We start from the raw sequence: 22,011 nt of genomic DNA on the forward strand, positions 1-22,011 counted from the left end.
CTGGCCCGAAGCGGACGAGCCAACCATCCATTTCTTCATATACAACTAGCCTGTTATACGGCTGTCATAGTTCCTGCCTACCGATCTGAATTTGTCCGTTTTGGAAATATGCATGACAGTATCTCGAAAGGCATTTCTATGAGTGCGACGATAAGCAGCCGTTCGCTCTCGCTCTACCCCTTCTTGCTTGTGTTGTTTATCGGTACGACCTGCAGTTCCATGATCGGGCCGTTCATGGCTTACTACATTGTGGAGGGTTTGGGGCGCGCGCCGTGGACACTCAGCCTCTATGCGGCGGGCGTTACCGTGCTCGGCATAATCTGCACCCGCACCTTTGGTCGCTGGCTGGATGCAGGAATTGCTCCTTTTCCGCTGATCGGTGTCGCACTGGCGGGTTATCTTCTCGCCACGAGTGCCTTGTCAATTTCACCGTCCTTCTGGATCGTTTTGACATTCGGCGTGCTTGGATTTGGTTTGAGCAGTAGTGCGGTATCCACCATGTTCAGCCTCGGGGCGGTCGTAGCAGAACGCGGCAAGATTACGCGTGGGCGGTCCAATGCATTCCTGCGCGCCACGACATCAACCGCCTGGATGATAGGCCCGGCGGTCGCCTTCCTGTTCGCTGAGCGCTTCGGCGAAGCTGCCGTCTTCAAGCTCGCTTTTGCCCTAGCATGCTGCTGGGCGTTGATATGGTGGATAATTATCCCGCGCGATATGACACTTCGTCCGAAGTCAGGATCAGTGCACGCAAATTCTTCCAACAAGGACGTCGGCCTGTGGTTGGCGGCCGCGTTCGTGTTCTGCCTTTCCTCAGCACACTCTCTGACATTTAGCGCACTGCCTTTGTTCTACGTGCGGGAAGTCGGGCTACCGGGTTATGCGCCAGGCACGGCCTTCAGCATGAAGACCTTTGTGGAGGTCCTCGCGATCTTCACCACGCCAATGATAATCTCCCGCTTTGGCCTGAAAGGGCCACTTGTCGCAGTGGCGCTGCTGGCAACCGTAACGATCCTGCTGCTCTCCTATCCACAGATGTTGGCAGGCGCGGCCTTGGAGGGCCTGTATTACGGCCTCTATGCCAGCATCGGCATCAGTTTCGTGCAATCTTTTTCCAGTGATCGCCCGGCACAGGCCACCGCGCTTTACTGGAATGTTCTGAGTGTTAGCGGCATTCTTGCGGGCCCCGCGACCGGCCTAATAGCGCAAGCCTACGATTTCCGAGCAGTTATCCGGGTGGCCTCGGTTGTCGCTGCTTTCGCCGCTCTTCTACTTTTCACGTCAATGTTTCGTAAGCACTCGCGATAAAAATCAGATGCCTAAGAGGGCGACTATCAGTCAGCAATGCAGCCCCGAGCAGCCATGTTGTCGATAAGATCAACTATGACTGAACCTTCTTAGAATACTAAGTTTCGATTGAAAAGCGAAGTCCGCAATTGGCGCAACGCTGCCAAGGCCGCAGTTGGCCCATTGCGGTCATCCAGCGAGTTTCCTCACGATCTCCGCAACACTTTGTTCGACAGACAGAAGAGAAGTGTCTAGGCGCAGATCGGGTATCCAAGCCTCATAGTCCCTGTTCTGGATTGCTGCCCATGATGGCGGGGATAGTCCATCGACAGACAGTGGTCTTGTCTCGGCGCGATGGCGGTGGACCGCAGCGTCAGAGCAAACAATTTCGACTTCGATGAATTTCGTACCAGACTCAGTAGCTACGTCTCGAAATGCATTTCGGGTTGTAACCAAGGGATTCACGGAGTCTGCGATAACCATGTGCCCGAGCCGCAGGTTATCGGTTGCCAATCGATAGACTGTTACATACCCGCTTGGGCCAACATCCAGTCCTTCCGCCAATGGTGCGGATGTACGGATTGCCTGTTCGACCGTGTCCACTCTCAGATAAAGCGCCCTAATTCTCTGTGCCAACGATTGAGCAACGGTGCTTTTTCCTGATCCAGGCAGTCCGCCAAAAATTATAAGCATTGTTCATCCCCGCCCCCGGCAATCCCAACCTAACCGAATTATCTTTCAATGTCTCCGATTGGCGCGAAGCGGAAGACGCCTTTAGCCCGAAGCGGTCACTCTTACAGCATACGGCTCATCAACTGTAACATACTAGAAATGGTTTCGGCCTAATGCCATGATGGGTCGGATACGGCAGTTAAACGGAGCTTCAATCGGCTGTGAGTGAGCTTATCGTCATAAATGCATGGTCTAGTGGTTGGACCTCAAAATTTCGTAGCAAAGCCGAACGCCTCCGAAACGAGCTTGGGCCGCTGGCGATGCGAATTGACCACATAGGTTCAACCGCAATTCATGGCCTCGCCGCCAAGCCGATAATAGACATTCAGATATCCGTTGAGACTTTCGGTCCGGTGGAAGCGCTCGTCGCCCCCTTGGAACGATGTGGGTACACATGGCGTTCGACCAACCCGGAACTTACAAAGCGGTACTTCAGAGAACTCCCCGGCGACGAACGTACGCACATTCATGTGCGACGATCCGGGAGTTGGCACGAACAATGGGCGTTGCTGTTCCGGGATTACATGCGAGAGCACGTTGATGAACATGCGCCTTACGTGGCACTGAAGTCCACATTGGCGGAATGCCATGGGACTGACAGAGCTGCCTACACTGACGGCAAAGATGATTTTTTCTGGAATGTCATTCGTCGCGCAGATCGATGGGCGGCTGTGACAGGTTGGCAGCCACCGCCGAGCGATGCCTGAAAACTGCGCTACAAAAAGGTAATGACCGCAATTGGCGCAAAGCCGAAGACCGCAACTTGGCCCATTGCAGTCATCATGTCTTTTGGTAGGATCGCGTTATGGCTAACCTTGATCTAACAGCTTTGGCAGACGCAAGAGACCGATTGATTTCGGTCGCCATTGAGCACTTTAGTATTGATCCCGATGTACTGGGCCTATTCGTTTCAGGCTCACTTGCAGCGGGAAATTCGGACGCCTACTCCGATATAGACCTTCGCGTTGTTGTACGTCATGAACGCCATAACTGGTTTGTAGACCATCGTCGGGACTTTCCGAAACAATGGCCTGGCTTCCTGTTCAACGAGTGGATACCGGGCGCTCGTCACTGTGTTTCGCATTTTAGCCCATTCAACAAAGTCGATATATTCTATCTGGATGCTGAAGCGCTCTCGCCTTCACCATGGTATGGGCTGCCTGTGATCATTCATCACGACCCTGAAAAGATTGTCGCTGGCCTCGTTGATCATTCCAAATGTCTAAATTTCGCAGTAACGGCAGATGACATCGATTTTTCCATAAGCAAGGGGCTAGCGGCAGCGCATGAGGCATACAGGCGAGCCAAGCGCGGAGAACTCTTTTACTCACAGACTTTGCTGGATGAACTGCGTCAACACATGATGAAGTCGGACGATTGGCTTAACAACCGAACTCCTGAGACCACGGTAATAGCTAAATTTGACCGACGGTCTAGCCCGGATGTACGCCACGTCCTTGCGGGCTCTTATTGCGAATATGATGCCGATATGATCCTCGGCGCACTTGGTCGGCTATTGGTGGTTTATCGCGGCCAAGTTATGCATTTGCATCAACGGTTCAAACTAAGCCGTCCCTTAAGGAATGATCTTGTCGCGCTGGCTGCCTGCTGCGCATGACCGCTGTTGGCCCAAAGCGGTCGTGCCGCTATCCTATATGTTGTCGGGCGCAAGACCTTATGCCGGCGGCCCTACTGCAATCCCTTCAAAACGCGTTTCAATAATAGCAACGGACTTCGGATACACCAAACTATGAGAATTGCCGTGCCGATCCAAAACATAATCGCGAACTGCAGTTCAGTCGCCCCGATTGGAACGGTGGCAGACAAGATAACAAACGAAACGATCCAGAACCCCGTTAGCATTGGAAATATTCCTGCATACCAGAGAAAAGACGAGCACTCGAAATTACCGAATTCTCCATGCTCGCAGCCCGAAACTCCGATCTGGATCATAAAGAACCATGTTGTTAGCGATATTGATATCAAAATCCACCAGATGGCAGCAAAGGCTGCGGCGGCGCGAGCAGCAACATTAAAAGGTATTAGCCAAAACTTTCTCATTGCCAGATCAGTACAGGAAAAAGCAAAACTGTCTATTTGTCTATTTATCAAACGCGCATATGTACTGGCTAGAGCCGTAAAAATTGACCGCTCATGAGGAGAGGCGAATAACGGCATTAGTGCGAAGTCGTCGAGGGTGCTTGTCCGAAATCGGCGCAAAGCAGTTATAACGGCTGAGGAAGCTAAAGCCGAAGCGGTGTTCTATCACCCGCCCCCTCCCTACCCTTGCAACCCGGCCCAGCCGGTCCGGTCGGGGGCTGACCGGCAGAGCAAGATGCCGGTTAGTGTCGCATTTCTAACGGGCTGGCGGCGTCGCAACTCGTAAGCGGCAAGGAGACCCCATCTGGCGCGTCTGATGCTGAGTAGGGTATGTCGGGCATACGAGTTCTCTGAATGTGAGGATCTATGTCTAGACCTGCGGCTAGCCTTGGGTTGATGCGAATGATCGAGGCAGTGCCCGATCGCCTTGACGGGTCGCCGCGACAGTTGCGGCGGTTCTGGTCCGACGAGTTTAAGGCCACAGCGGTTGAGCAGGCATGTCAGGCTGGTGTGAACATGTCTGCCGTGGCGCGGCAGATCGGTATCTTGCCGTCTCAACTCTACCGCTGGCGTAGAGAACTGTTGGGCAGTGATGAGTCTGGACTAGCAGCACCAGTTGATCCGCAGAGCGTCGCACCTGACCCCGACCCCCTCGTCGAAATCGACATTGACGGTATCGTCGTGCGGGTCGGCCGGCATGTTGAAGAAGCGCATCTGCAGCGTGTCATCCGAGCGGTTCGCTCAGCATGATCCCCGCAGGTGTAAAGGTCTTCCTGGCCAGCCATCCCATCGACTTCCGCAAAGGGCCGGACAGCCTGCTGTCGCTGGTGCAGGATGCTGGCAGTGATCCGTTCAACGGCTCGCTTTATGTCTTCCGGGCGAAACGGGCCGACCGGATCAAGATCGTCTGGTGGGATGGATCCGGGGTTTGCCTTTACGCCAAGCGGCTGGAGAAGGCGCAGTTTTGCTGGCCGCGGATAGGCCACAACCGAGTCCAGCTCAACCATGCCCAGCTCATGGCGCTCGTTGACGGCATGGACTGGAAACGGGTGCGTTCGGTGGCGGTGAAGCCGCCGGAGATTGTTGGGTAAATGCCTGCGGCAAAGTGAATCAACCGCCTGAAAGGGCAGGAAAATCGGAGCAAAATATGCTCTAGTAGACGTCATGACGCCGCCCGATCTGCAGCTCCCGGATGATATAGAGACCCTGAAAGCTATGGTCCTTGCCATGGCCCAGAAGGCAGCGCGCACCGATGCTCTTGAGAGCGAGGTCGCAGACCTGAAAGCCAGAAACGCCGATGCTGATGAACGCATCGAACGACTGACCCAGATCCTGAAAGCCTTTGATCGTGCCCGCTTTGGCCGGCGATCAGAAAAACTCGGCTCTCCAGGCATCGATGATGAGCAGCAGGCCTTTGTCTTCGAGGAAATCGAGACCGGCATCGCTGCGATCCGAGCCCAGGTCAACAAGGGCGCAACCCATCCCGACAGCAAACGTCCGCCGCGGCCGCGCAAAGGCTTCGCACCGCATCTGGAACGGGTCGAAGTGGTGATCGAGCCGGATGAACTGCCCGAACACGTCGGCAAACAGAAGGTGCTGATCGGAGAAGACGTCTCGGAGCGACTTGACGTCGTGCCGGCGAAGTTCCGCGTCATCGTCACACGCCGACCGAAGTATGCCTTCAAAAATGAAGACGGCGTCATTCAGGCCGCCGCACCCGCGCACATTATCGAGGCGGGCATTCCGACGGAAGCGCTTCTCGCCCAGATCGCCGTCTCGAAGTATGCCGATGGCCTTCCGCTCTATCGGCAGGAGGCAATCTATGCCCGCGACAAGGTCGAGCTTGACCGGAAGCTGATGGCTCAATGGATGGGTAAGCTTGGCTTTGAACTTGATATCCTCGCCGACTACATTCTCGCCGAGATCAAGAAGGCTGAGCGTATCTTCGCTGACGAGACGACGTTGCCCACACTCGCGCCCGGATCCGGATCGGCCACGACGGCCTGGCTTTGGGCTTACGCCCGCGATGACAGACCCTTCGGTGGCAGTAGCCCGCCGATGGTTGCCTATCGCTTCGAAGATAGCCGTGCTGGCGATCGGGTCGCCCGGCATCTGAGTGGCTATCGCGGTATTCTGCAGGTTGACGGACATGGTGCCTATAACAAGCTTGCCAGATCTGACGGAGGCAATGACGGCGTGATGCTGGCCTACTGCTGGTCCCATAGCAGGCGCAAGTTCTACGAGCTCCACGCCTCAGACAGCTCCAAGATCGCCACAGAGACGGTGGAACTGATGGCGAAGCTCTGGCAGGTGGAAGAAACGGCTCGCGGGCAAAGCCCTGACGCCCGTGTCGCCGCGCGCCAGGCGACATCTGCTGCGGTTGTCACGGAGCTCTTCGCCCTCTGGCAGAAGACCCTACCGCGGATCTCTGGCAAGTCGAAGCTGGCCGAGGCGATCCGCTATGCCACCTCGCGTCGCTCCATCTTCGAGCGCTTTCTCACCGACGGCCGCATCGAGCTCGATAACAACATAGTCGAGCGTGCAATCCGGCCCCAGACAATTACCAGAAAGAATAGCCTCTTCGCCGGCAGCGATGGCGGTGGAAGGACTTGGGCAACAATCGCCACGCTCCTTCAAACAGCGAAAATGAACAATGTCGATCCGCAGGCCTGGCTCACCCAGACACTCGAGCGCATAGCCAATGGTTGGCCCAGCAGCGATCTCGATGCACTCATGCCCTGGAATTACACGCGCTGAACGGTCTCAGCTTGCCGCTTACCGCAACTCTAATCAGCTTTGACATTGTATGTAGCCGGGTGGGTTCAAGCTTGAAGTGCGACTTGCGAATGATACCAATGGGTTATCAGCCACAAGGAAGATGCAATGGAACGCCCTTACTCCCACATCGATCTCGATGAACGTCGTAAGATCGCCCGCTGGCGAACGGCCGGGCTGAGTGTTGATGCAATCGCAGAGCAGCTCGGTCGGCATCGCTCAACGGTTTTTCGTGACATCAAACGCAACACGTTTGTCGACAAGGTCGTGCCAGATCTGACCGGCTATTACTGCGTGACTGCGCATGCGATGTCGTGTGAACGACGTGCGAAACTCCGCAAGTTGGCACGGTTCACTCACGTTCGACAGTCGGTGATCGAACGCATCATGCATGGTTGGTCGCCGCAGCAGATTGCTGGCCGTATGCGCCTGGAGCGCCATCCTATCTCGGTCAGTCACGAAACGATCTATAAGTTTGCATACTCGTCCGATGGACATGCGATCAAGCTATGGCGGCATCTGCCAGAGCATCGCGCTCGACGGCGACCACGACATGCAAAACGCAAGCACGGACAAAGATTTAGCCCAGAACTCAACATCTTGCGCCGGCCAGATGTCGTTGCCGATCGCAAACAATTTGGCCATTGGGAATGCGATCTTATCCAGTTTCGAAAGAAGTTTGGAAAAGCAAACGTGACATCGCTTGTGGAAAGGGTCAGCCGCTTTGCAATCTTTCTACGCAACAACGACAGACAGTCCCGGCCCGTTATGGATGGCCTTGTTCGTGCGCTGCAAGCCCTGCCCCACCTCGCCCGCCGATCAATCACGTTCGACCGCGGAACAGAGTATGCTGACTGGCCTTATCTTCATGCAAGTATCGGTACGCAAACGTGGTTCTGTGATCCACAATCGCCGTGGCAAAAAGGCACTGTCGAGAATACCAACCGCCGGGTGCGAAAATGGCTTTCGAGAGAAGTCGATCCCCTGACGGTCACCGACGCGGACCTGATAGAAATTTGCAGCCAGCTCAACGCAACGCCGCGCAAATGCCTTGGCTATCGAACGCCTGCAGAAGTTTTTCGCAAGAAAGTTCTCGCGCAGATGCGGCACGCAAGTTAGCTTTGGATGCCCCGTAAGTCGCGATTCAGCATGAACTCACACCGCAAAGTTAAAGTGTCCTGTTTCTGCAAAGTTGGAATGTCACACTCTCCGCGTCTGATTGACGTCTGGGAGATTGCAGATGGGATTGATTACGATGAGCGAACGCGACCTGCAAAGGATCGAGGTTCTATCGAAAGTCATTGATGGCCGCATGACTGTGGTGTCTGCGGCATATGTTCTGGCAGTCAGCATACGCCATGTGCAGCGACTGCTTTGCCGGATCGAACAAACCGGCGCGGCCTCATTACGACATCAGGCGATCGGTCGGCCTTCGAACAACCGGATCGGCCATGGTATACGCGACTATGTGTTGATGCTGATCCGCGAACGCTATCTCGACTTTGGGCCGACGCTTGCGGCCGAGAAGCTCCAGTAAGAGCACGGCGTGACGGTTTCACGCGAGACCTTGCGCAAATGGATGCAGGTGGCGGGAATCTGGCTCTCCAGGAAACAGCGTCGAACATTTCATCAGCCGCGGTTGCGACGCGAAGCGTATGGCGAGCTTGTTCAGATCGATGGGTCAAACCACCGCTGGTTTGAGGACCGTGGGCCGGCCTGCTCTCTGCTGGTATTCGTTGACGACGCGACGGGCAAGCTGATGCAGGTGCGCTTCGTTCGCTCCGAAAGTGCCTTTACATATTTCGAGGCGCTTGAGCTTTATCTGAGGCAACATGGCGCTCCCGTTGCCTTTTATTCTGACAAGCACTCGGTCTTTCGGGTCGCCCGGAAAGATCCCAAGGGCGGCCAAGGCATGACCCAGTTTGGACGTGCACTTTCGGAATTGCATATCGAGATCATTTGCGCGAACTCCAGCCAAGCCAAGGGCCGTGTTGAGCGAATGAACAGGACATTGCAGGATCGACTAGTCAAGGAATTACGGCTTGCGGATATCAGCGACATGGAAACCGGCAACTCCTTTCTTCCCGCGTTCATGAAGCGTTACAATGAGCGCTTTGCGGTCCCCCCTGCCCGTTGCGACGATCTTCATCGACCTATCAACATAGCAGCGAGTAGAATGCAGGATGTGCTCTGCAAGCGAGAACTACGGTGTGTCAGCATGCAGCTGGCATTCTCGTATGAGCGCAAACGCATCATGCTTGAAGAGAACGATGTCACGCGTTGCCTGGCCGGAAAGTATGTAGAAACCTACGCGTATGCGGATGGCCGTCTGGATATCCGCTGGAAAGGTCACTCTCTGGCATACAGGATATTCGATAAGGACCAGCGCGTGACGCATACAGCGGTCGTAGAGAACAAGCGGCTTGGGGATGTGCTCGCTTACATCAAAGAGCAGCAGGATAAATTTCAAGCGCCTGAGGTGAAGACCAACAGCGACAAGATCGGCTATAAATCGAGAGGCCGCAAACCCGGTCCGCGGACAGATTTCATGAACGATCCGGAAGTCATCGCAAGACGACAAAAGGCGCTCGCGCGCATCAATGCTGCGGAGTGATGTTCATCGTGTGGCGTCTTTCAGATTGACAGAATTATTATATCCATTATTCTGGATATATGGAAAACACTGATGCAATTGCAGCGCTTGCCGCGCTCGCCCAAGTAACACGACTGGAAACGTTTCGGCTGCTCGTGCGCCACGAACCCGATGGCATTCCTGCAGGTGAGCTCGCGCGGCTCAACGACGTCCCGCAAAATACGATGTCTGCTCACCTCGCAACGTTGTTACGCGCCGGCCTTGTCAAAAGCGAGCGACAAAGCCGATCAATCATCTATCGTGCCGATCTCGATACTCTGCGCGACGTCACACTTTTTCTGCTCAAGGATTGCTGCGGCGGTTCGACAGAGCTTTGCGCGCCATTGATTGCTGAACTGACATCGTGTGCGGCCCCAGGAGGGTCTTGCTGATGTCTGCTTTCGAACGCTACCTGACCATTTGGGTATTTCTCTGCATCGTGGTCGGCGTGACGCTCGGCCATTTTATGCCTGGTGTCTTCCAGACCATCGGCGCCGCCGAGATTGCCAAGGTCAACATCCCCGTCGCAGTCCTGATCTGGCTGATGATCATCCCTATGCTACTGAAGATTGATTTCCGATCGCTGGCCCAGGTCGGCTCATACTGGCGCGGGATCGGCGTCACGCTGATTATCAATTGGGCGATCAAACCGTTTTCCATGGCGTTGCTAGGGTGGCTGTTCGTCGGCTGGCTCTTCCGACCCTATCTGCCAGCTGATCAGATCGATTCCTACATCGCCGGACTTATTATTCTTGCGGCGGCTCCTTGCACCGCAATGGTCTTCGTCTGGAGCAACCTGACACGTGGCGAACCGCTCTTCACCCTTTCGCAGGTTGCCTTAAACGACGCTATTATGGTTGTCGCTTTTGCTCCGATCGTCGGTCTTCTGCTCGGACTGTCGGCCATCACCGTGCCATGGGCAACGCTTGTGCTGTCGGTTGCGCTCTATATCATCGTGCCCGTGATCATAGCCCAGGTGCTGCGCAGCCGTTTGACGATCAACGGAACGACACGCGCGCTCGATACCGTTCTTGCCAAGCTCCAGCCGATGTCGCTTGTGGCGCTTCTGGCGACGTTGGTTCTACTTTTCGGCTTCCAGGGCGAGCAGATCATCGCACAGCCTACCATCATCGCGCTTCTCGCCGTGCCGATCCTCATCCAGGTTTACCTCAACTCAGGACTTGCCTACCTCCTGAACCGGATGGCCGGAGAACGGCATTGCGTCGCTGGCCCATCCGCGCTGATTGGGGCCAGCAACTTCTTCGAACTCGCGGTTGCCGCCGCAATCAGCCTCTTTGGTTTCCAGTCGGGTGCTGCCCTGGCTACGGTTGTTGGCGTCCTGATCGAGGTGCCGGTGATGCTATCTGTCGTCTGGATCGTGAACAGATCAAAGGGTTGGTACGAGACATCGCCGGCCGTCGCCCGTAACACCATCCCCGAAAGGACCTGACCATGGACGCAACCATTTATCACAATCCGGCCTGCGGAACGTCGCGCAACACGATTGCGCTGATCTGCGCGGCTGGAATCGAACCCACGGTCATTGATTATCTTCAGAACCCACCATCACGTGATCAGCTTTCGAAGATAATTGCGAATGCTGGTCTAACCGTTCGCGAAGCGATCCGTCAGAAAGGAACTCCCTATGCCGAACTCGGTCTCGACAATCCGGAGCTGAGCGATGAACAATTACTGGAAGCGATGATCGCTACGCCCATTCTGATCAATCGACCATTTGTCGTCACACCGATGGGTACCCGGCTTGCACGTCCTTCCGAAGCGGTGCTCGATATTCTGCCAGCCGACGCGCTCAAAGGGCCTTTTACCAAGGAAGACGGCGAACAAGTCCTCGACCAGAAGGGAAACCGTATTGTCTGAGACATTGCCCGCACTACACGAACAGCATTTCCAGCCGATTGAACTCGAACCATTGCGTCCGATGTTCTCGACGCACAAGCCGAGGATCCTCATCCTATATGGCTCGTTGCGGGAAGTGTCCTATAGCCGCTTCCTCTCCTTTGAGGTTCGCCGGCTCCTCCAACACCTCGGCTGTGAGGTCCGGATCTTCAATCCGGCCGGACTGCCGCTTCCCGACGAAGCGCCTGTCAGTCATTCCAAAGTGCAGGAGCTGCGCGATCTCTCTCTTTGGTCGGAAGGCCAGGTATGGATCAGCCCGGAGCGCCACGGCGCAATGACTGGAATATTGAAGTCGCAGATTGACTGGATTCCACTGTCGCTCGGCTTTGTAAGGCCAACGCAGGGCAAGACGTTGGCCGTCATGGAAGTGTCCGGTGGAAGCCAGTCGTTCAACGCCGTGAACCAGATGCGCATCCTCGGTCGCTGGATGCGAATGATTACGATCCCCAATCAGAGCAGCGTGGCGAAGGCTTTTCAGGAATTCGACGCTGAAGGCCGAATGAGACCGTCGTCCTATTACGATCGGGTAGTCGATGTGTGCGAGGAACTGGTGAAGTTCACGATTCTGACCCGAGATGCGTCGTCCTATCTGACCAATCGTTATAGTGAGCGGAAAGAAGAAACAGTCGAGCTGGAGAAACGGGTCTCTCTTAGGTCGATCTGACAGGATCAAACCGCCACCATGCCAGGCGCTGAATGGTGGTTCGAGACATAGCTCGATTATGAAAGTGAGGAAGCTAAAGCCGAAGCGGTGTTCTATCACCCGCCCCCTCCCTACCATTGCAACCCGGCCCAGCCGGTCCGGTCGGGGGCTGACCGTCGGCGCAAGTGTTGTATCTTTAACCGGCTGGCACAGCTACAACCGACATTTTAACTCTGCGAAATCCGCGACATTTCAAAGTTGCTGCCACATTGTTTTGTAGCCGGGTACATTCTATTTCCAAGTGCGACATTCCAGTAATTTTAATGGCTTCACTTTGGAGATTTTGGCATGTCCCTACGCTATACGCAGATTACCCTCGCCGACCGGAGACGCCTCCATCAGCTAGTGGCGGCAAAAGTGCAGCACTCTCGCAATGGTTGACTTGCCGCTGCTCGACGCGCCATGAAGAGAAATAATTTGTGTCATTCGCCATTCCCCACTTTTTCAAGAAGGCACATCACACATCAATGTCCGCAAATGGCGCATTAGTGCCTTCATCGCATTTCGCGGATATTGGTCGTTTCGAAGATTCGTCGCTACAGTCCTAATTTTGCGAAAACCTCATAATGATCAATTCGTAATGCGTTCTGACTGAGAAGGCATGGCCTGTAAGGTTTGAACAATAGTGTTGGTCTGCGTGCCGTTCGCGCACATCCCTGTGGCGGCTTCTCCAAAGTCCACGAGGCTATGATATTTCGGAGCAAGTGCTTTTTGGAGCGGCAACATCCAAGCGGCATGTCCTTTCGCCTTTAACCCATCAAAATACAGCTTTTGAGTGCCGAATGGTATGTTCGTTTCACGCGGATCGGCGAGCACGAAAATGCGTCGATCAGACTGGCCTGGTATGTGATCGAGCGCGTCGTAGGGGTCAAAAAAGACTTCCGAATTTAGCCGCTTCGTGAACCCACGCTGCTTCAGCCGTTCACGATAGGCAGCAGCTGCGGAAGAAAGGACGGCGCAGTGGATATCATCCCTACGTGCGAGGAACTCAGCAACCAAGGTCCCGCCCCCACTATGCCCTCCCAAGGCCCAGTATTCGATACGATACCGTTCCTTCAAAGCATCGATCTGAGCGGCGACAAGTTTTGCTTCGAGTGGCTTATGCCTGATTTCGTAGTGCTTCCCGGCACTGCCGTAGCTGCCAGGCCTTGCCACAAATATCCAAGGAACCCCGTAGCGATCAGATAAGGATTTGGACTGCGCTATCATTGAGGCAACCCCGATCCCTTTTTGGTGACCTACGCTTTTGGGGCCTCCCATGACGTCGCCGGGTAACCAAGCGGCGACAACAGGATTTGGCCCGCCCGAACTGAATCCCGACGCGTAATAGCGGAGACAATAACCCTTGCCTTCGACCTTGACCCAAACAGCGGTCTGCCGGGCTTCCATCTTCGCGCAATCAGATCGCTCGATCCTGATTCCGGCGATCACCTTCGCTGGATCGAACATTTCAGGATCAGGCAACGATTGAGCGGTCGCGCCCCCCGAAAAAATGGAAAAGGCTAGGGTCGCAATGACGACATTGAATGGACGCATGAAACTTCCTTGCGGGCCTTTTCTAGAAGTTACGATTAAAGCGACACTTGTGTTCCTGTTTTTTAGACAGCGGCTATCACTGATTTTGGCGCAATACAGCCAAATTGGGTTGCTCGGAGAATAGGTCGCATACTGTCGATGATAGCGGAATTTCTCAAATGCGGTTAGATAAACCAATAAGATGCAACCAATAGGAAATGGAACGATGGAAATCAGTCCTTGCGAGAAAGCTATCGCAAAGCATCTCGAAGAGGTGTTCGGAAACCGGCCGAAAATTTTCATCCATCGAGAAACCAAGGACGATCCATTTTTCATCGCGGTTGCAAGCATGGCTGACTACCCATCGCCGGGTATGGTAACAATGAGCACAATCGGCACATCAAGTTACCCTCTTTTCCAAGATGACGGGGCAGAATATCCGGACACCAGAGTTGAATTCATTGCCTCTGCACAAACAGGTCAAGACGCTGATATGGAGCAAGCGCTGTTTCGAGCTGCTGTCTTTGTAGGGAAGGTTAAAGGATTTGCGCGACCCGGCATCTTCTTGCACAACTTGATCGGGCAGTTTCGAAACTCAGGCCATGTGCCGCACGCATTTCTTACAACTCCTTTTGCTTATGATGGTCTGGAAGACAAGAAGGTCTTTTCTGGTCAGCGTGTGTCTTGGCTACAGGTGCTTCCGGTATCCGAAAGGGAGATTTCTTACGCGCAGGAAAATTCTACTGATGTGTTAGAGGACCTGTTTGAAAGAGAAGATATCGAATGGGAAAATATTGATCGTCTATCCGCCGTGTAGCTATAACGGCGCGTTCAGTCTGATTTTTTGAAGCAATAGCCACTATCGATACATCGGCTACCATCATGTCCGCATCCGTCGGGGAAAACAGTAATTTTGCTTGAAACCTCAGACTGGATATTTCCTGACCACCGTTGATAAGCACATCACGATAGGCTTGAGAGTCCCGCGACCAATGGTGTTGAGCTAACACCTATTTGCCGAGATATTGATCGTCCGTAACCTTCTCCATCCAGTCTACCGCCCGGCCGTCCTGGAATTCGTTGATGGCTATGTGGGACATGGCAGTCGTGGCGGTTGCACCGTGCCAATGCTTCTCGCCGGGTGGAAACCAAACAACATCGCCTGGACGGATTTCTTCTATCCGCCCACCTTCGCGCTGGACCAATCCAAGCCCCGAGGTAACGAGCAAGGTTTGTCCGAGGGGATGAGTGTGCCATGCAGTACGCGCACCTGGTTCAAAGGTGACGGTCGCACCACCGACCCTAGACGGTGCTTCTGCCTGAAACGGACTATCAATCCGTACAATTCCAGTAAACCAATCTTCCGGACCTTTTGCTGACGGCTTGAAGCCATTACGTTTAATGTCCATTGAAAAATCCTTTCCATTGTTGGGATTTATTGATGAGCTTTTGTCCACCATAGTTCCGATGAAGGCCCCTACAAAGGCTGCTACCTCTGAAAACAAAAAAAGTGGCACCTATCCGCTAGTCTTCTCTTGGCCCACAGCGGACAAAAGTACTTGTCGCATGATAGCGAGGCGGTAATAGTTGCGCGATGGATGATCAGAAACTTGCCGCTATCTTGGACGAGCTCTCTATCCGTGAGCCGATCTTTCATCGTCGACAGTTCGGTACTTCAAGAAAAGACCTCGATTCGATGATCGATCCCAACTTTTGGGAAATAGGCGCGAGTGGAAAGGTTTATCAACGCAGTGTGGTCATTGAGACGCTGATAGAACGCTATGCGACTGCCTCCGAGCCACATGACTGGCCATGCCGCGATTTCAGCCTGACTGTGTTGGCGGACGATCTCTACCTGGTCTCTTACATTCTGGATGAACCCCGCCGTGTCAGTCGCCGTTCAACAATTTGGCGCTCCACTGATTTTGGTTGGAAAATTGTCTTCCATCAAGGAACCGTGATTTAGCGTTGGTACATTATTCCAGTGGCAATCCACGACGCCGCAGGAGTAACCACTACTACCCTACCATGAAAGAGGTCATCGGCCGGGTTGGGTTGCCCTTAGCGAGATGATGCTTGGTTAAGGCGATGGGTTATAGGAGCCATCGGACCAATCCGATCTCTGCGCATTTCACGTGCGTCGCGGGGGGCAGCCTCCGCCCGGATAAAAGTTTGTGCCCTCGAACTTTTGCCCCCGCGACTTTCCCCTGTTAAGGTACAGATGCTACACAAGTTTGTCCTTGCCGCTACCGGCGCGCTGGTGCTTTTTGTCGGAGTCGACTTCGCTCAGTCCGTCATGTTCATCATACGGTAGGCGCGACCGGCATTGCCGTGATAACGCCATTCTTCATCGCCTGCACCCAAGACGGCCTGGTGCGTCACTTTTCGACGGTTGCAGATGCGGTCAGCACACCAGTCTATCTCTACGACATTCCAGCACGCACACAAAACCACATCGAACCTGAGACTGCGCGAATACTGGCGACCCATGGCAATATAGCCGGGATCAAGGATTCCGGCGGCTCGCAAGAAACGTTGGAAGCCTACTTGCAGGTTTCAAAGGACGTCGAAGGTTTCGAGGTCTATTCCGGCCCTGATCATCTCGTACTCTGGGCGCTGCAAAACGGTGCCACGGGTTGTATCTCCGGTCTTGGAAACGCTATGCCGGACGTACTCGCAGGCATAGTCAACGGCTTCAATTCCGGAGACCTTGCGCAAGCAGCACGGCAGCAGTCGATCTACACGGCCTTCCGAACGGAACTCTATGCCCATGGCTTTCCGCCAGCAATGGTGAAGCGCTCGCTCTATTTGCAGGACGCATCTGTCGGCGCAAGTCGCCAGCCTGCATTGCTTCCCGATGCTGCACAGGATCAAAAGATTGAGGAAATCCTGAAGAAGTATGGCCTTCTGGTAGCAAAGGCGTGACAACTCCCGACGCTGTCTGGTTGATGATCGACCAAGCGCTAGGACGAGCAAATGCCTCTTAGCCGAACCTGTGCGACTCGGATCACCAACCTTCCGGGCAAAAGAGTTGCAATCCTCTCGACCATTGCACCTCGTTCAGCTCATATGCTTCACTGTCATCACAGACCCCCTGGCAAAACATGGTCGCCTATGAATCATCGATTACGCCTTTGGAAATCCTGAATGTCGATCTGACCAAATTTTCTTTCCTATCTCCCATCTGGGACAGGTTCATTGGTAATCCCCCCATTCTTAACGGGGCTCCGCAGTAGAACTCACGCGGCCATTTTTAGTTTCTGTGCAGGCGTTATGCCGCCGATGCCCATATTGGGCCGTTCGTTGTTGTAGGTCCATAGCCACTGCGTGGCGAATTCCTGCGCCTCCTCGATGCTTTCAATGATGTACTGGTCAAGCCATTCATGTCGGACGGTGCGGTTGTAGCGCTCGACATAGGCGTTCTGTTGCGGCTTTCCGGGCTGGATGTGGCTCAACGCAATTCCTTGCGTTTCGGCCCATTCCATCAGTTTGCCACTGACATACTCAGGCCCGTTATCCACACGAATGGCGAACGGTTTACCGCGCCATTCGATGATCCGGTTCAGGCTGCGGATGACGCGTTCAGCAGGCAGCGAAAAGTCCACCTCGATACCCAGCCCCTCCCGGTTGAAGTCGTCCAGGACATTCAACAGTCGGAATTGCCGACCGTCCTCCAAACGATCCGCCATAAAATCCATGGACCAGACCAGGTTCGGAGCTTCCGGCACGGTCAACGCATCGGGCTTGTCCCGCTTCAAACGCTTGCGTGGCTTGATCCTGAGGTTCAACTCCAGCTCGCGGTAGATGCGGTAGACACGCTTGTGGTTCCAGCGATGTCCTCGGACATTCCGTAGGTATAGAAAGCACAGGCCAAAGCCCCAAGTCTTCTTTGCCCGCGTCAGCCCGATCAGGAGATCGGCGATCTGCTCGTTCTCGTCGTTCAGCTTGGCGCTGTAGCGATAGCAGGTCTCGCTGACCTGGAAGGTGCGGCAGGCAAGCGCAATGCTCACCCCGCGTAATGCCACTGCTTTCCCGGCCATCTCTCGGCGTTGAGATGGCCGCGTCATTTTTTTCCCAAAGCCTCTTTGAGCAGTTCCGCTTGCATGCTCATCTCCGCATACATCTTCTTCAGCCGACGGTTCTCATCCTCCAGAGCTTTCATCTGGCTGATCATCGATGCGTCCATGCCCCCATACTTGGCCCGCCATTTGTAAAATGAGGCAGTGCTCATCCCGTGCTCCCGGCATAGCTCGGGAACTGGAACACCACCTTCTGCCTGGCGCAGGATGGCCAATATCTGCGGTTCGCTAAATCTGCTCGTCTTCATCAAAAATCTCCTCGATCATAAAGCCCGAGAAAATTCTACTTTTGAAGCCCGTTAATTTGCGGGGGGATTACCCATTCAGAATATTAAATGAAACTTCACTGATATAGAGCAACTGTAAGTCGCGTTATCGTTTCACGTTCGTCTCGCCACCTTTTTCCGGGGCAGCCCTAACCGATGTCAACTACAGTTGTCGCACGAAGCCGCCGACAGGTCGCCTTTACTATCGCGCAGTTCGCAAAGGCAACGAACCTGTCTCTGCTTTCCATTGATAGCAAAGGCGATATTGAGTTCGCCAATCCGTCTGCATGCAAATTATTTGGCTACGAGCAATCCGAGATGATCGGGCAGCCGATCACGATTATCATCCCTACGCGAATGCGGGGAGCGCATATGGCAGGGTTGCAGCGAGTGGCCGGCGGAGAGGCTCCACAACTCAAGGGGCGGCCGGTAGAGGTTTCCGCTCTGAGGAAGGACGGGACGGAGTTCCCCATTGAGATCACCCTTTCCGTCTGGAGCGGTAAAAAGGGGTTTTGTGCGGGCGCTGTCATCACAGACATTACTGGTCGAAGGGAACGAGACGGTAAGCTGCTTAGACTAGCAAGCCAGGACACGCTGACGGGACTCTCAAACCGTTATCGGTTCTCAACCCTTCTTTCGGAATGTCTGGAGGCTGGCAGTACCGCCTCGGTCATCCTCCTTGATCTAGACGGATTTAAAGAGGTCAACGACACCCACGGACATGCAGTCGGTGATTGCCTCCTTCAAGCTATCGGTGTTCGTCTTCCTCATATGCTCGATCCCAAAGTGCAAATTGCTCGCATTGGGGGTGATGAATTTGCGGTGCTTCTTCAGGGTGTAAACGACCCATTTGAAGCCCACGCGCTGGCGCAAACCATTCTGAAAGCATTCCGTAAACCTTTTGAGTTGGGAGGGCAGATCCACGAAATAGGGACAAGCATTGGCATCGCCCTTGCTCCTTCTCATGGAACTGACACTGACGAGCTGATCGCAAGCGCAGACTTTGCGCTATACAGAGCCAAGGCGGAAGGCGGGAACGTCATCCGCCTTTACGACCCTACAATGCGCAGGGAGACCGCGGCCCGCAGGGAGATACGTGACGAGCTCCTTCGAGCGTTGCGTGGAGGCGAACTGGAGTTATTTTATCAGCCTCAGGTAAACCTTCTGAATAAAAGGATCGTCGGGCTTGAGGCTTTGCTCCGTTGGCACCATCCAAAACGTGGTTTGCTTTCGCCAGGGGCGTTTTTACCGGCATTGGATCAGAGCACGTTGGCGCTGGAGATCGGATGGTGGACCCTCGACCAAGCCGCTGAGCGCGCTGGCGCGTTGCAGGCAGTTGGGCATGATATAAAGGTCAGCGTAAATCTTTTTCCAGCCCAGCTGCGCGCCCCGAACTTGATTGCCAAAATCGCCAATGCTCTCCAGCGCCATTCGGTGAGGGCAGACAAATTCGAACTTGAGGTTACCGAGACCATCGCACTCGCAGACGATGATCGCTCCTTCGAAGCCATGACGTTGGCTCGTGATTTGGGTATTGGAATTGCCTTTGATGACTTTGGAACAGGATACGCTTCCCTGAGTTCCTTGCAGCGTTATCCCATCACCACCCTCAAAATCGACCGAAGGTTCGTACAAAACATCAACGAGAAACCGAGTGATGTCGCCATTACGCGTGCGTTAATTGGCTTGAGCCATGAAATGGGTCTCAAGACAATTGCCGAGGGAATAGAGACGGTTGAGCAGGAGCGGACACTCATTGGGCTTGCCTGCCGTTTTGGTCAGGGGTACCTCTATGGAAAACCTGCACCGTTTCAAACTATTGTTGATATCCTTGGACCTACCAGCCTGCCCCCGAAAAAGATCAGGCCCGTTGTAAGATAGACCCACGTGTCTTGACTATCGTCCAAATTCCAGCCTGTTTTACAGCTTGCGTTGATCCAAATCCGACCGAAAAAGTCTTGGCCTTAACGTATAAAGCAGTCCAACTTTTTGTCCGCACCAACCACCCCGCCAGAGGGGTCAATATTCCACGCCGAAACACAATCGCCTACTGAAGGCCGACGATAGCCCCGAGTGAAGACAATACTTCGCGTTCGGAATAGGGCTTGCCCACGAAACCAATCGGCTGCCATTCCATCGCGCGTTCTCTAGTCCGTTCATCAAGGTTGCCTGATACAAACAGTGACGGCACGTTCCAACGACGGCGCAACGCCGCTGCGGTATCAACGCCATTCGTCCCTCGCGCTAGATTTACGTCCATGATCGCCACGTCGATGCGGCCTTCGATTCTATCGGCGAGCGTCAGCGCCTGATCCATGTCGGAGGCCTGTCCGACAACCACGAAACCCGCATCGGTCAACATGTCCTCGAGATCGAGAGCTAAAAGCATTTCGTCTTCGACTATCAAAACACGCAAAGGCATCAACTCACCGCCTTCGGGAACCGGACAGCGACACGATATCCATCTCCTAACACGTCGTCTGAAAAGCGTCCGTCGATCTGTGCGGCCATTGAGGTGACAAGGCGAGTCCCGAGTTCAGATAACCCAGAGGTGCCTTCGTTTCCTATGATAGCCAGTTCCAGCTCTTCATCGCCGTTCTCCTTGAGGGAAACTGTAAGTCGTCGGCCGTTGGTGATCGTATCGTTGAGTACCGCCATAACCAGCTCATTCACTATTACCGAAATTGGTATTGCGCGTTCTGTCGGTAGTTGCATCTCATCCGCATCGACCATGACGTGGGTGGAGGCCTTGTCTCCAGTAAGGTCGAGGCAAAGGTTTCGGAGATGATCGGCGATTTCCACCGTCAGCGAGTTATCTGTCCGATACAGCCGCTCGTGGACGGAAATAATCGCCCTTACACGGGATAACGCCTGACTGAACGCCTCGACAGTGGTCCAGTCGGTGATACGACGCGATTGAAGGCGGAGCGTGCTGGCGACTAATTGAAGGCTGTTTTTGACGCGGTGATTGACTTCGGAAAGCAGGGCGTCCTTCTGTTCAATCAACACGCCTTGGGCTTCGACTGCGTTCGCCAGGGCGGCCTCCCTGGCTCGGTCTTCCGTGACATCCATCATCACGCCGATCAATCTGACCTTCCCCTTCGAAGTCCGGAGGACCTCGCCACGTGAGGTGACGTAGCGCATTTCACCGTCGGACAACACGATGCGGTATTCGAAGTTGACGATTGTCTGGTCCGGCGACCCGAGGAAACTATTTACCAACTCGGCAACTCGCGGTAGGTCAGCCGGGTGCATACGTGCAAAGAACGGCGCTGCCACGGGACCACCTTCTCCAGGTGCAAACCCGAACAGCTCGTCAACCGCATGGCTTCGCCGCCAGATGTCCGTCTCTGGTTCGTACTCCCAGGAAGCGAGATTTGCGGCATGATGCGCGACGCGCAGACGGGCGTCCGCCTCCCTGGCCTGCAGGACGCTTTCGGTAACGTCCATGGGATTTTGGATGATGTATTGAACCTCACCATTCTCCCCGATTACAGGCGTATGGACAGGTGTCCAGAATTTCTGGACAAAACCGCCTCCCGGTTGTGGTATGTCATACTGGATGACCGCCATCTCATGAGGCCTGCGTGTATGGAGGACGTGCCGGAGAGACACCTCCAGCGGACCCTGTTCCACCGTTCCGATAGCATCCGGATTCTCGGGAAAGGCCTCAAGGATATTCTGCCCCACTATGTCATCGCGTGTCCGGTCTGTCAGCGCGAGGTAAGCGTCACTAGCCCCCACGATAACAAGTTCCGCGTCGAGAACGAGGTAAGGCTGAGGCATTCCTTGGACGATTATGGAAAAATCGGTAATGGAGTTGTGCATTCAGGACCGCGCTCGACTGCTATCTAAAAAACGTGAGCGTTGTCAGTCTCGTCTCCCGGAGACGGAATAATGAAACTGAATGTAAAAGCTTGCCACTCAAGTAGGCACAAACGTGAGATCAGTGCAAAGGTTCCCTACTGCGTCACATGGTTTATTTCGGACTCGACGAAGGTTAGACGA

At 54.3% G+C, this 22,011-nt stretch carries 22 protein-coding genes and 2 pseudogenes; 17 read left to right on the forward strand and 7 right to left on the reverse strand.

The features are described 5' to 3' along the window. Positions 1-138 precede the first annotated feature (138 nt). Positions 139-1,305: an MFS transporter gene (locus RMR21_RS24420; protein ID WP_498672314.1), complete on the forward strand. Its 1,167-nt coding sequence runs from the start codon at positions 139-141 to the stop codon at positions 1,303-1,305. A gap of 168 nt (positions 1,306-1,473) precedes the next feature. Here the strand turns inward: RMR21_RS24420 and RMR21_RS24425 are convergent, their stop codons facing one another. Next, on the reverse strand, positions 1,474-1,977 hold the full coding sequence (locus RMR21_RS24425; RefSeq protein ID WP_498672316.1) for a P-loop nucleotide/nucleoside kinase family protein: 504 nt from the start codon (positions 1,975-1,977) through the stop codon (positions 1,474-1,476). 200 nt (positions 1,978-2,177) lie between these two features. On the opposite strand from RMR21_RS24425, the gene RMR21_RS24430 reads away from it, so the two are divergent. From RMR21_RS24430 to arsH, 12 genes and pseudogenes are all read left to right on the forward strand, one after another. After that, positions 2,178-2,723: a GrpB family protein gene (locus RMR21_RS24430; protein ID WP_498672318.1), complete on the forward strand. Its 546-nt coding sequence runs from the start codon at positions 2,178-2,180 to the stop codon at positions 2,721-2,723. 98 nt (positions 2,724-2,821) lie between these two features. After that, complete coding sequence (locus tag RMR21_RS24435) at positions 2,822-3,634, forward strand: hypothetical protein (RefSeq protein ID WP_498672319.1); 813 nt, start codon at positions 2,822-2,824, stop codon at positions 3,632-3,634. Between the two features lie 132 nt (positions 3,635-3,766). Then, entirely contained in the window at positions 3,767-4,174 is a 408-nt protein-coding gene (locus RMR21_RS24440) for a hypothetical protein (RefSeq protein WP_498672320.1), read from the forward strand. Positions 4,175-4,518: 344 nt separating this feature from the next. Further along, positions 4,519-4,866 (forward strand): transposase, encoded by a 348-nt coding sequence (locus RMR21_RS24445; RefSeq protein WP_498672322.1) that lies wholly within the window; start codon positions 4,519-4,521, stop codon positions 4,864-4,866. Then, a complete protein-coding gene (tnpB, locus tag RMR21_RS24450) occupies positions 4,863-5,207 on the forward strand; it encodes an IS66 family insertion sequence element accessory protein TnpB (RefSeq protein ID WP_498672324.1) in 345 nt (114 codons plus the stop codon). The genes RMR21_RS24445 and tnpB overlap by 4 nt, the downstream gene beginning before the upstream one ends. Positions 5,208-5,280: 73 nt before the next feature. Continuing rightward, complete coding sequence (tnpC, locus tag RMR21_RS24455; protein WP_498672327.1) at positions 5,281-6,873, forward strand: IS66 family transposase; 1,593 nt, start codon at positions 5,281-5,283, stop codon at positions 6,871-6,873. Positions 6,874-6,999: 126 nt separating this feature from the next. Next, positions 7,000-8,010, forward strand: coding sequence for an IS30 family transposase (locus RMR21_RS24460; protein WP_498672328.1), 1,011 nt, complete (start codon positions 7,000-7,002; stop codon positions 8,008-8,010). Positions 8,011-8,131: 121 nt separating this feature from the next. Further along, a pseudogene (locus tag RMR21_RS24465) lies at positions 8,132-9,505 on the forward strand (ISNCY family transposase). A gap of 59 nt (positions 9,506-9,564) precedes the next feature. Next, positions 9,565-9,915, forward strand: a complete 351-nt coding sequence (locus RMR21_RS24470; RefSeq protein ID WP_498672330.1) for an ArsR/SmtB family transcription factor — start codon at positions 9,565-9,567, stop codon at positions 9,913-9,915. Next, positions 9,915-10,973 carry an ACR3 family arsenite efflux transporter gene (gene arsB, locus RMR21_RS24475; RefSeq protein WP_498672332.1) on the forward strand — a complete coding sequence of 353 codons (1,059 nt, stop codon included), beginning with the start codon at positions 9,915-9,917 and terminating at the stop codon, positions 10,971-10,973. The genes RMR21_RS24470 and arsB overlap by 1 nt, the downstream gene beginning before the upstream one ends. A gap of 2 nt (positions 10,974-10,975) precedes the next feature. Then, the gene (gene arsC / locus RMR21_RS24480) at positions 10,976-11,401 is read left to right on the forward strand and encodes an arsenate reductase (glutaredoxin) (protein WP_498672334.1); all 426 of its coding nucleotides are present in this window, start codon (positions 10,976-10,978) and stop codon (positions 11,399-11,401) included. After that, entirely contained in the window at positions 11,394-12,104 is a 711-nt protein-coding gene (arsH, locus tag RMR21_RS24485; protein ID WP_498672336.1) for an arsenical resistance protein ArsH, read from the forward strand. Before arsC ends, arsH begins: the two co-directional genes overlap by 8 nt. 381 nt (positions 12,105-12,485) lie before the next feature. On the opposite strand, the gene RMR21_RS24490 is transcribed toward arsH, so the two are convergent. Together RMR21_RS24490 and RMR21_RS24495 are read right to left on the reverse strand one after the other, a co-directional pair. After that, positions 12,486-12,569: a phosphotransferase-like protein gene (locus tag RMR21_RS24490; protein ID WP_498672671.1), complete on the reverse strand. Its 84-nt coding sequence runs from the start codon at positions 12,567-12,569 to the stop codon at positions 12,486-12,488. Positions 12,570-12,713: 144 nt separating this feature from the next. Beyond that, complete coding sequence (locus tag RMR21_RS24495) at positions 12,714-13,679, reverse strand: alpha/beta hydrolase family protein (RefSeq protein ID WP_498672338.1); 966 nt, start codon at positions 13,677-13,679, stop codon at positions 12,714-12,716. Between the two features lie 205 nt (positions 13,680-13,884). Here RMR21_RS24495 and RMR21_RS24500 point away from each other — a divergent pair, with 205 nt between their 5' ends. Further along, on the forward strand, positions 13,885-14,475 hold the full coding sequence (locus RMR21_RS24500; RefSeq protein WP_498672341.1) for a suppressor of fused domain protein: 591 nt from the start codon (positions 13,885-13,887) through the stop codon (positions 14,473-14,475). 193 nt (positions 14,476-14,668) lie between these two features. Here the strand turns inward: RMR21_RS24500 and RMR21_RS24505 are convergent, their stop codons facing one another. Continuing rightward, positions 14,669-15,067 carry a (R)-mandelonitrile lyase gene (locus RMR21_RS24505; protein ID WP_498672673.1) on the reverse strand — a complete coding sequence of 133 codons (399 nt, stop codon included), beginning with the start codon at positions 15,065-15,067 and terminating at the stop codon, positions 14,669-14,671. Positions 15,068-15,252: 185 nt separating this feature from the next. Between RMR21_RS24505 and RMR21_RS24510 the strand changes: the two genes are divergently transcribed. Continuing rightward, positions 15,253-15,624 carry a nuclear transport factor 2 family protein gene (locus tag RMR21_RS24510; RefSeq protein ID WP_498672343.1) on the forward strand — a complete coding sequence of 124 codons (372 nt, stop codon included), beginning with the start codon at positions 15,253-15,255 and terminating at the stop codon, positions 15,622-15,624. Positions 15,625-15,968: 344 nt separating this feature from the next. Further along, positions 15,969-16,583, forward strand: a pseudogene (locus RMR21_RS24515) (dihydrodipicolinate synthase family protein); the annotation flags it as partial. Positions 16,584-16,897: 314 nt separating this feature from the next. Here RMR21_RS24515 and RMR21_RS24520 read toward each other — a convergent pair. Beyond that, a protein-coding gene (locus RMR21_RS24520; protein WP_498668958.1) for an IS3 family transposase occupies positions 16,898-17,985 on the reverse strand; the annotation gives its coding sequence in 2 pieces (ribosomal slippage) (positions 16,898-17,736 and positions 17,736-17,985; 1,089 coding nt in all). 174 nt (positions 17,986-18,159) lie between these two features. Between RMR21_RS24520 and RMR21_RS24525 the strand changes: the two genes are divergently transcribed. Beyond that, positions 18,160-19,884: a putative bifunctional diguanylate cyclase/phosphodiesterase gene (locus RMR21_RS24525; RefSeq protein WP_498672346.1), complete on the forward strand. Its 1,725-nt coding sequence runs from the start codon at positions 18,160-18,162 to the stop codon at positions 19,882-19,884. A gap of 166 nt (positions 19,885-20,050) precedes the next feature. Here RMR21_RS24525 and RMR21_RS24530 read toward each other — a convergent pair whose 3' ends face one another. Further along, complete coding sequence (locus tag RMR21_RS24530) at positions 20,051-20,425, reverse strand: response regulator (RefSeq protein WP_498672347.1); 375 nt, start codon at positions 20,423-20,425, stop codon at positions 20,051-20,053. Continuing rightward, the gene (locus RMR21_RS24535; RefSeq protein ID WP_498672349.1) at positions 20,425-21,831 is read right to left on the reverse strand and encodes a sensor histidine kinase; all 1,407 of its coding nucleotides are present in this window, start codon (positions 21,829-21,831) and stop codon (positions 20,425-20,427) included. The genes RMR21_RS24530 and RMR21_RS24535 overlap by 1 nt, the downstream gene beginning before the upstream one ends. Positions 21,832-22,011 lie beyond the last annotated feature (180 nt).

The sequence above is a fragment of the Agrobacterium sp. rho-8.1 genome, from assembly GCF_033957725.1.
In the GTDB taxonomy this organism is placed as follows: domain Bacteria; phylum Pseudomonadota; class Alphaproteobacteria; order Rhizobiales; family Rhizobiaceae; genus Agrobacterium.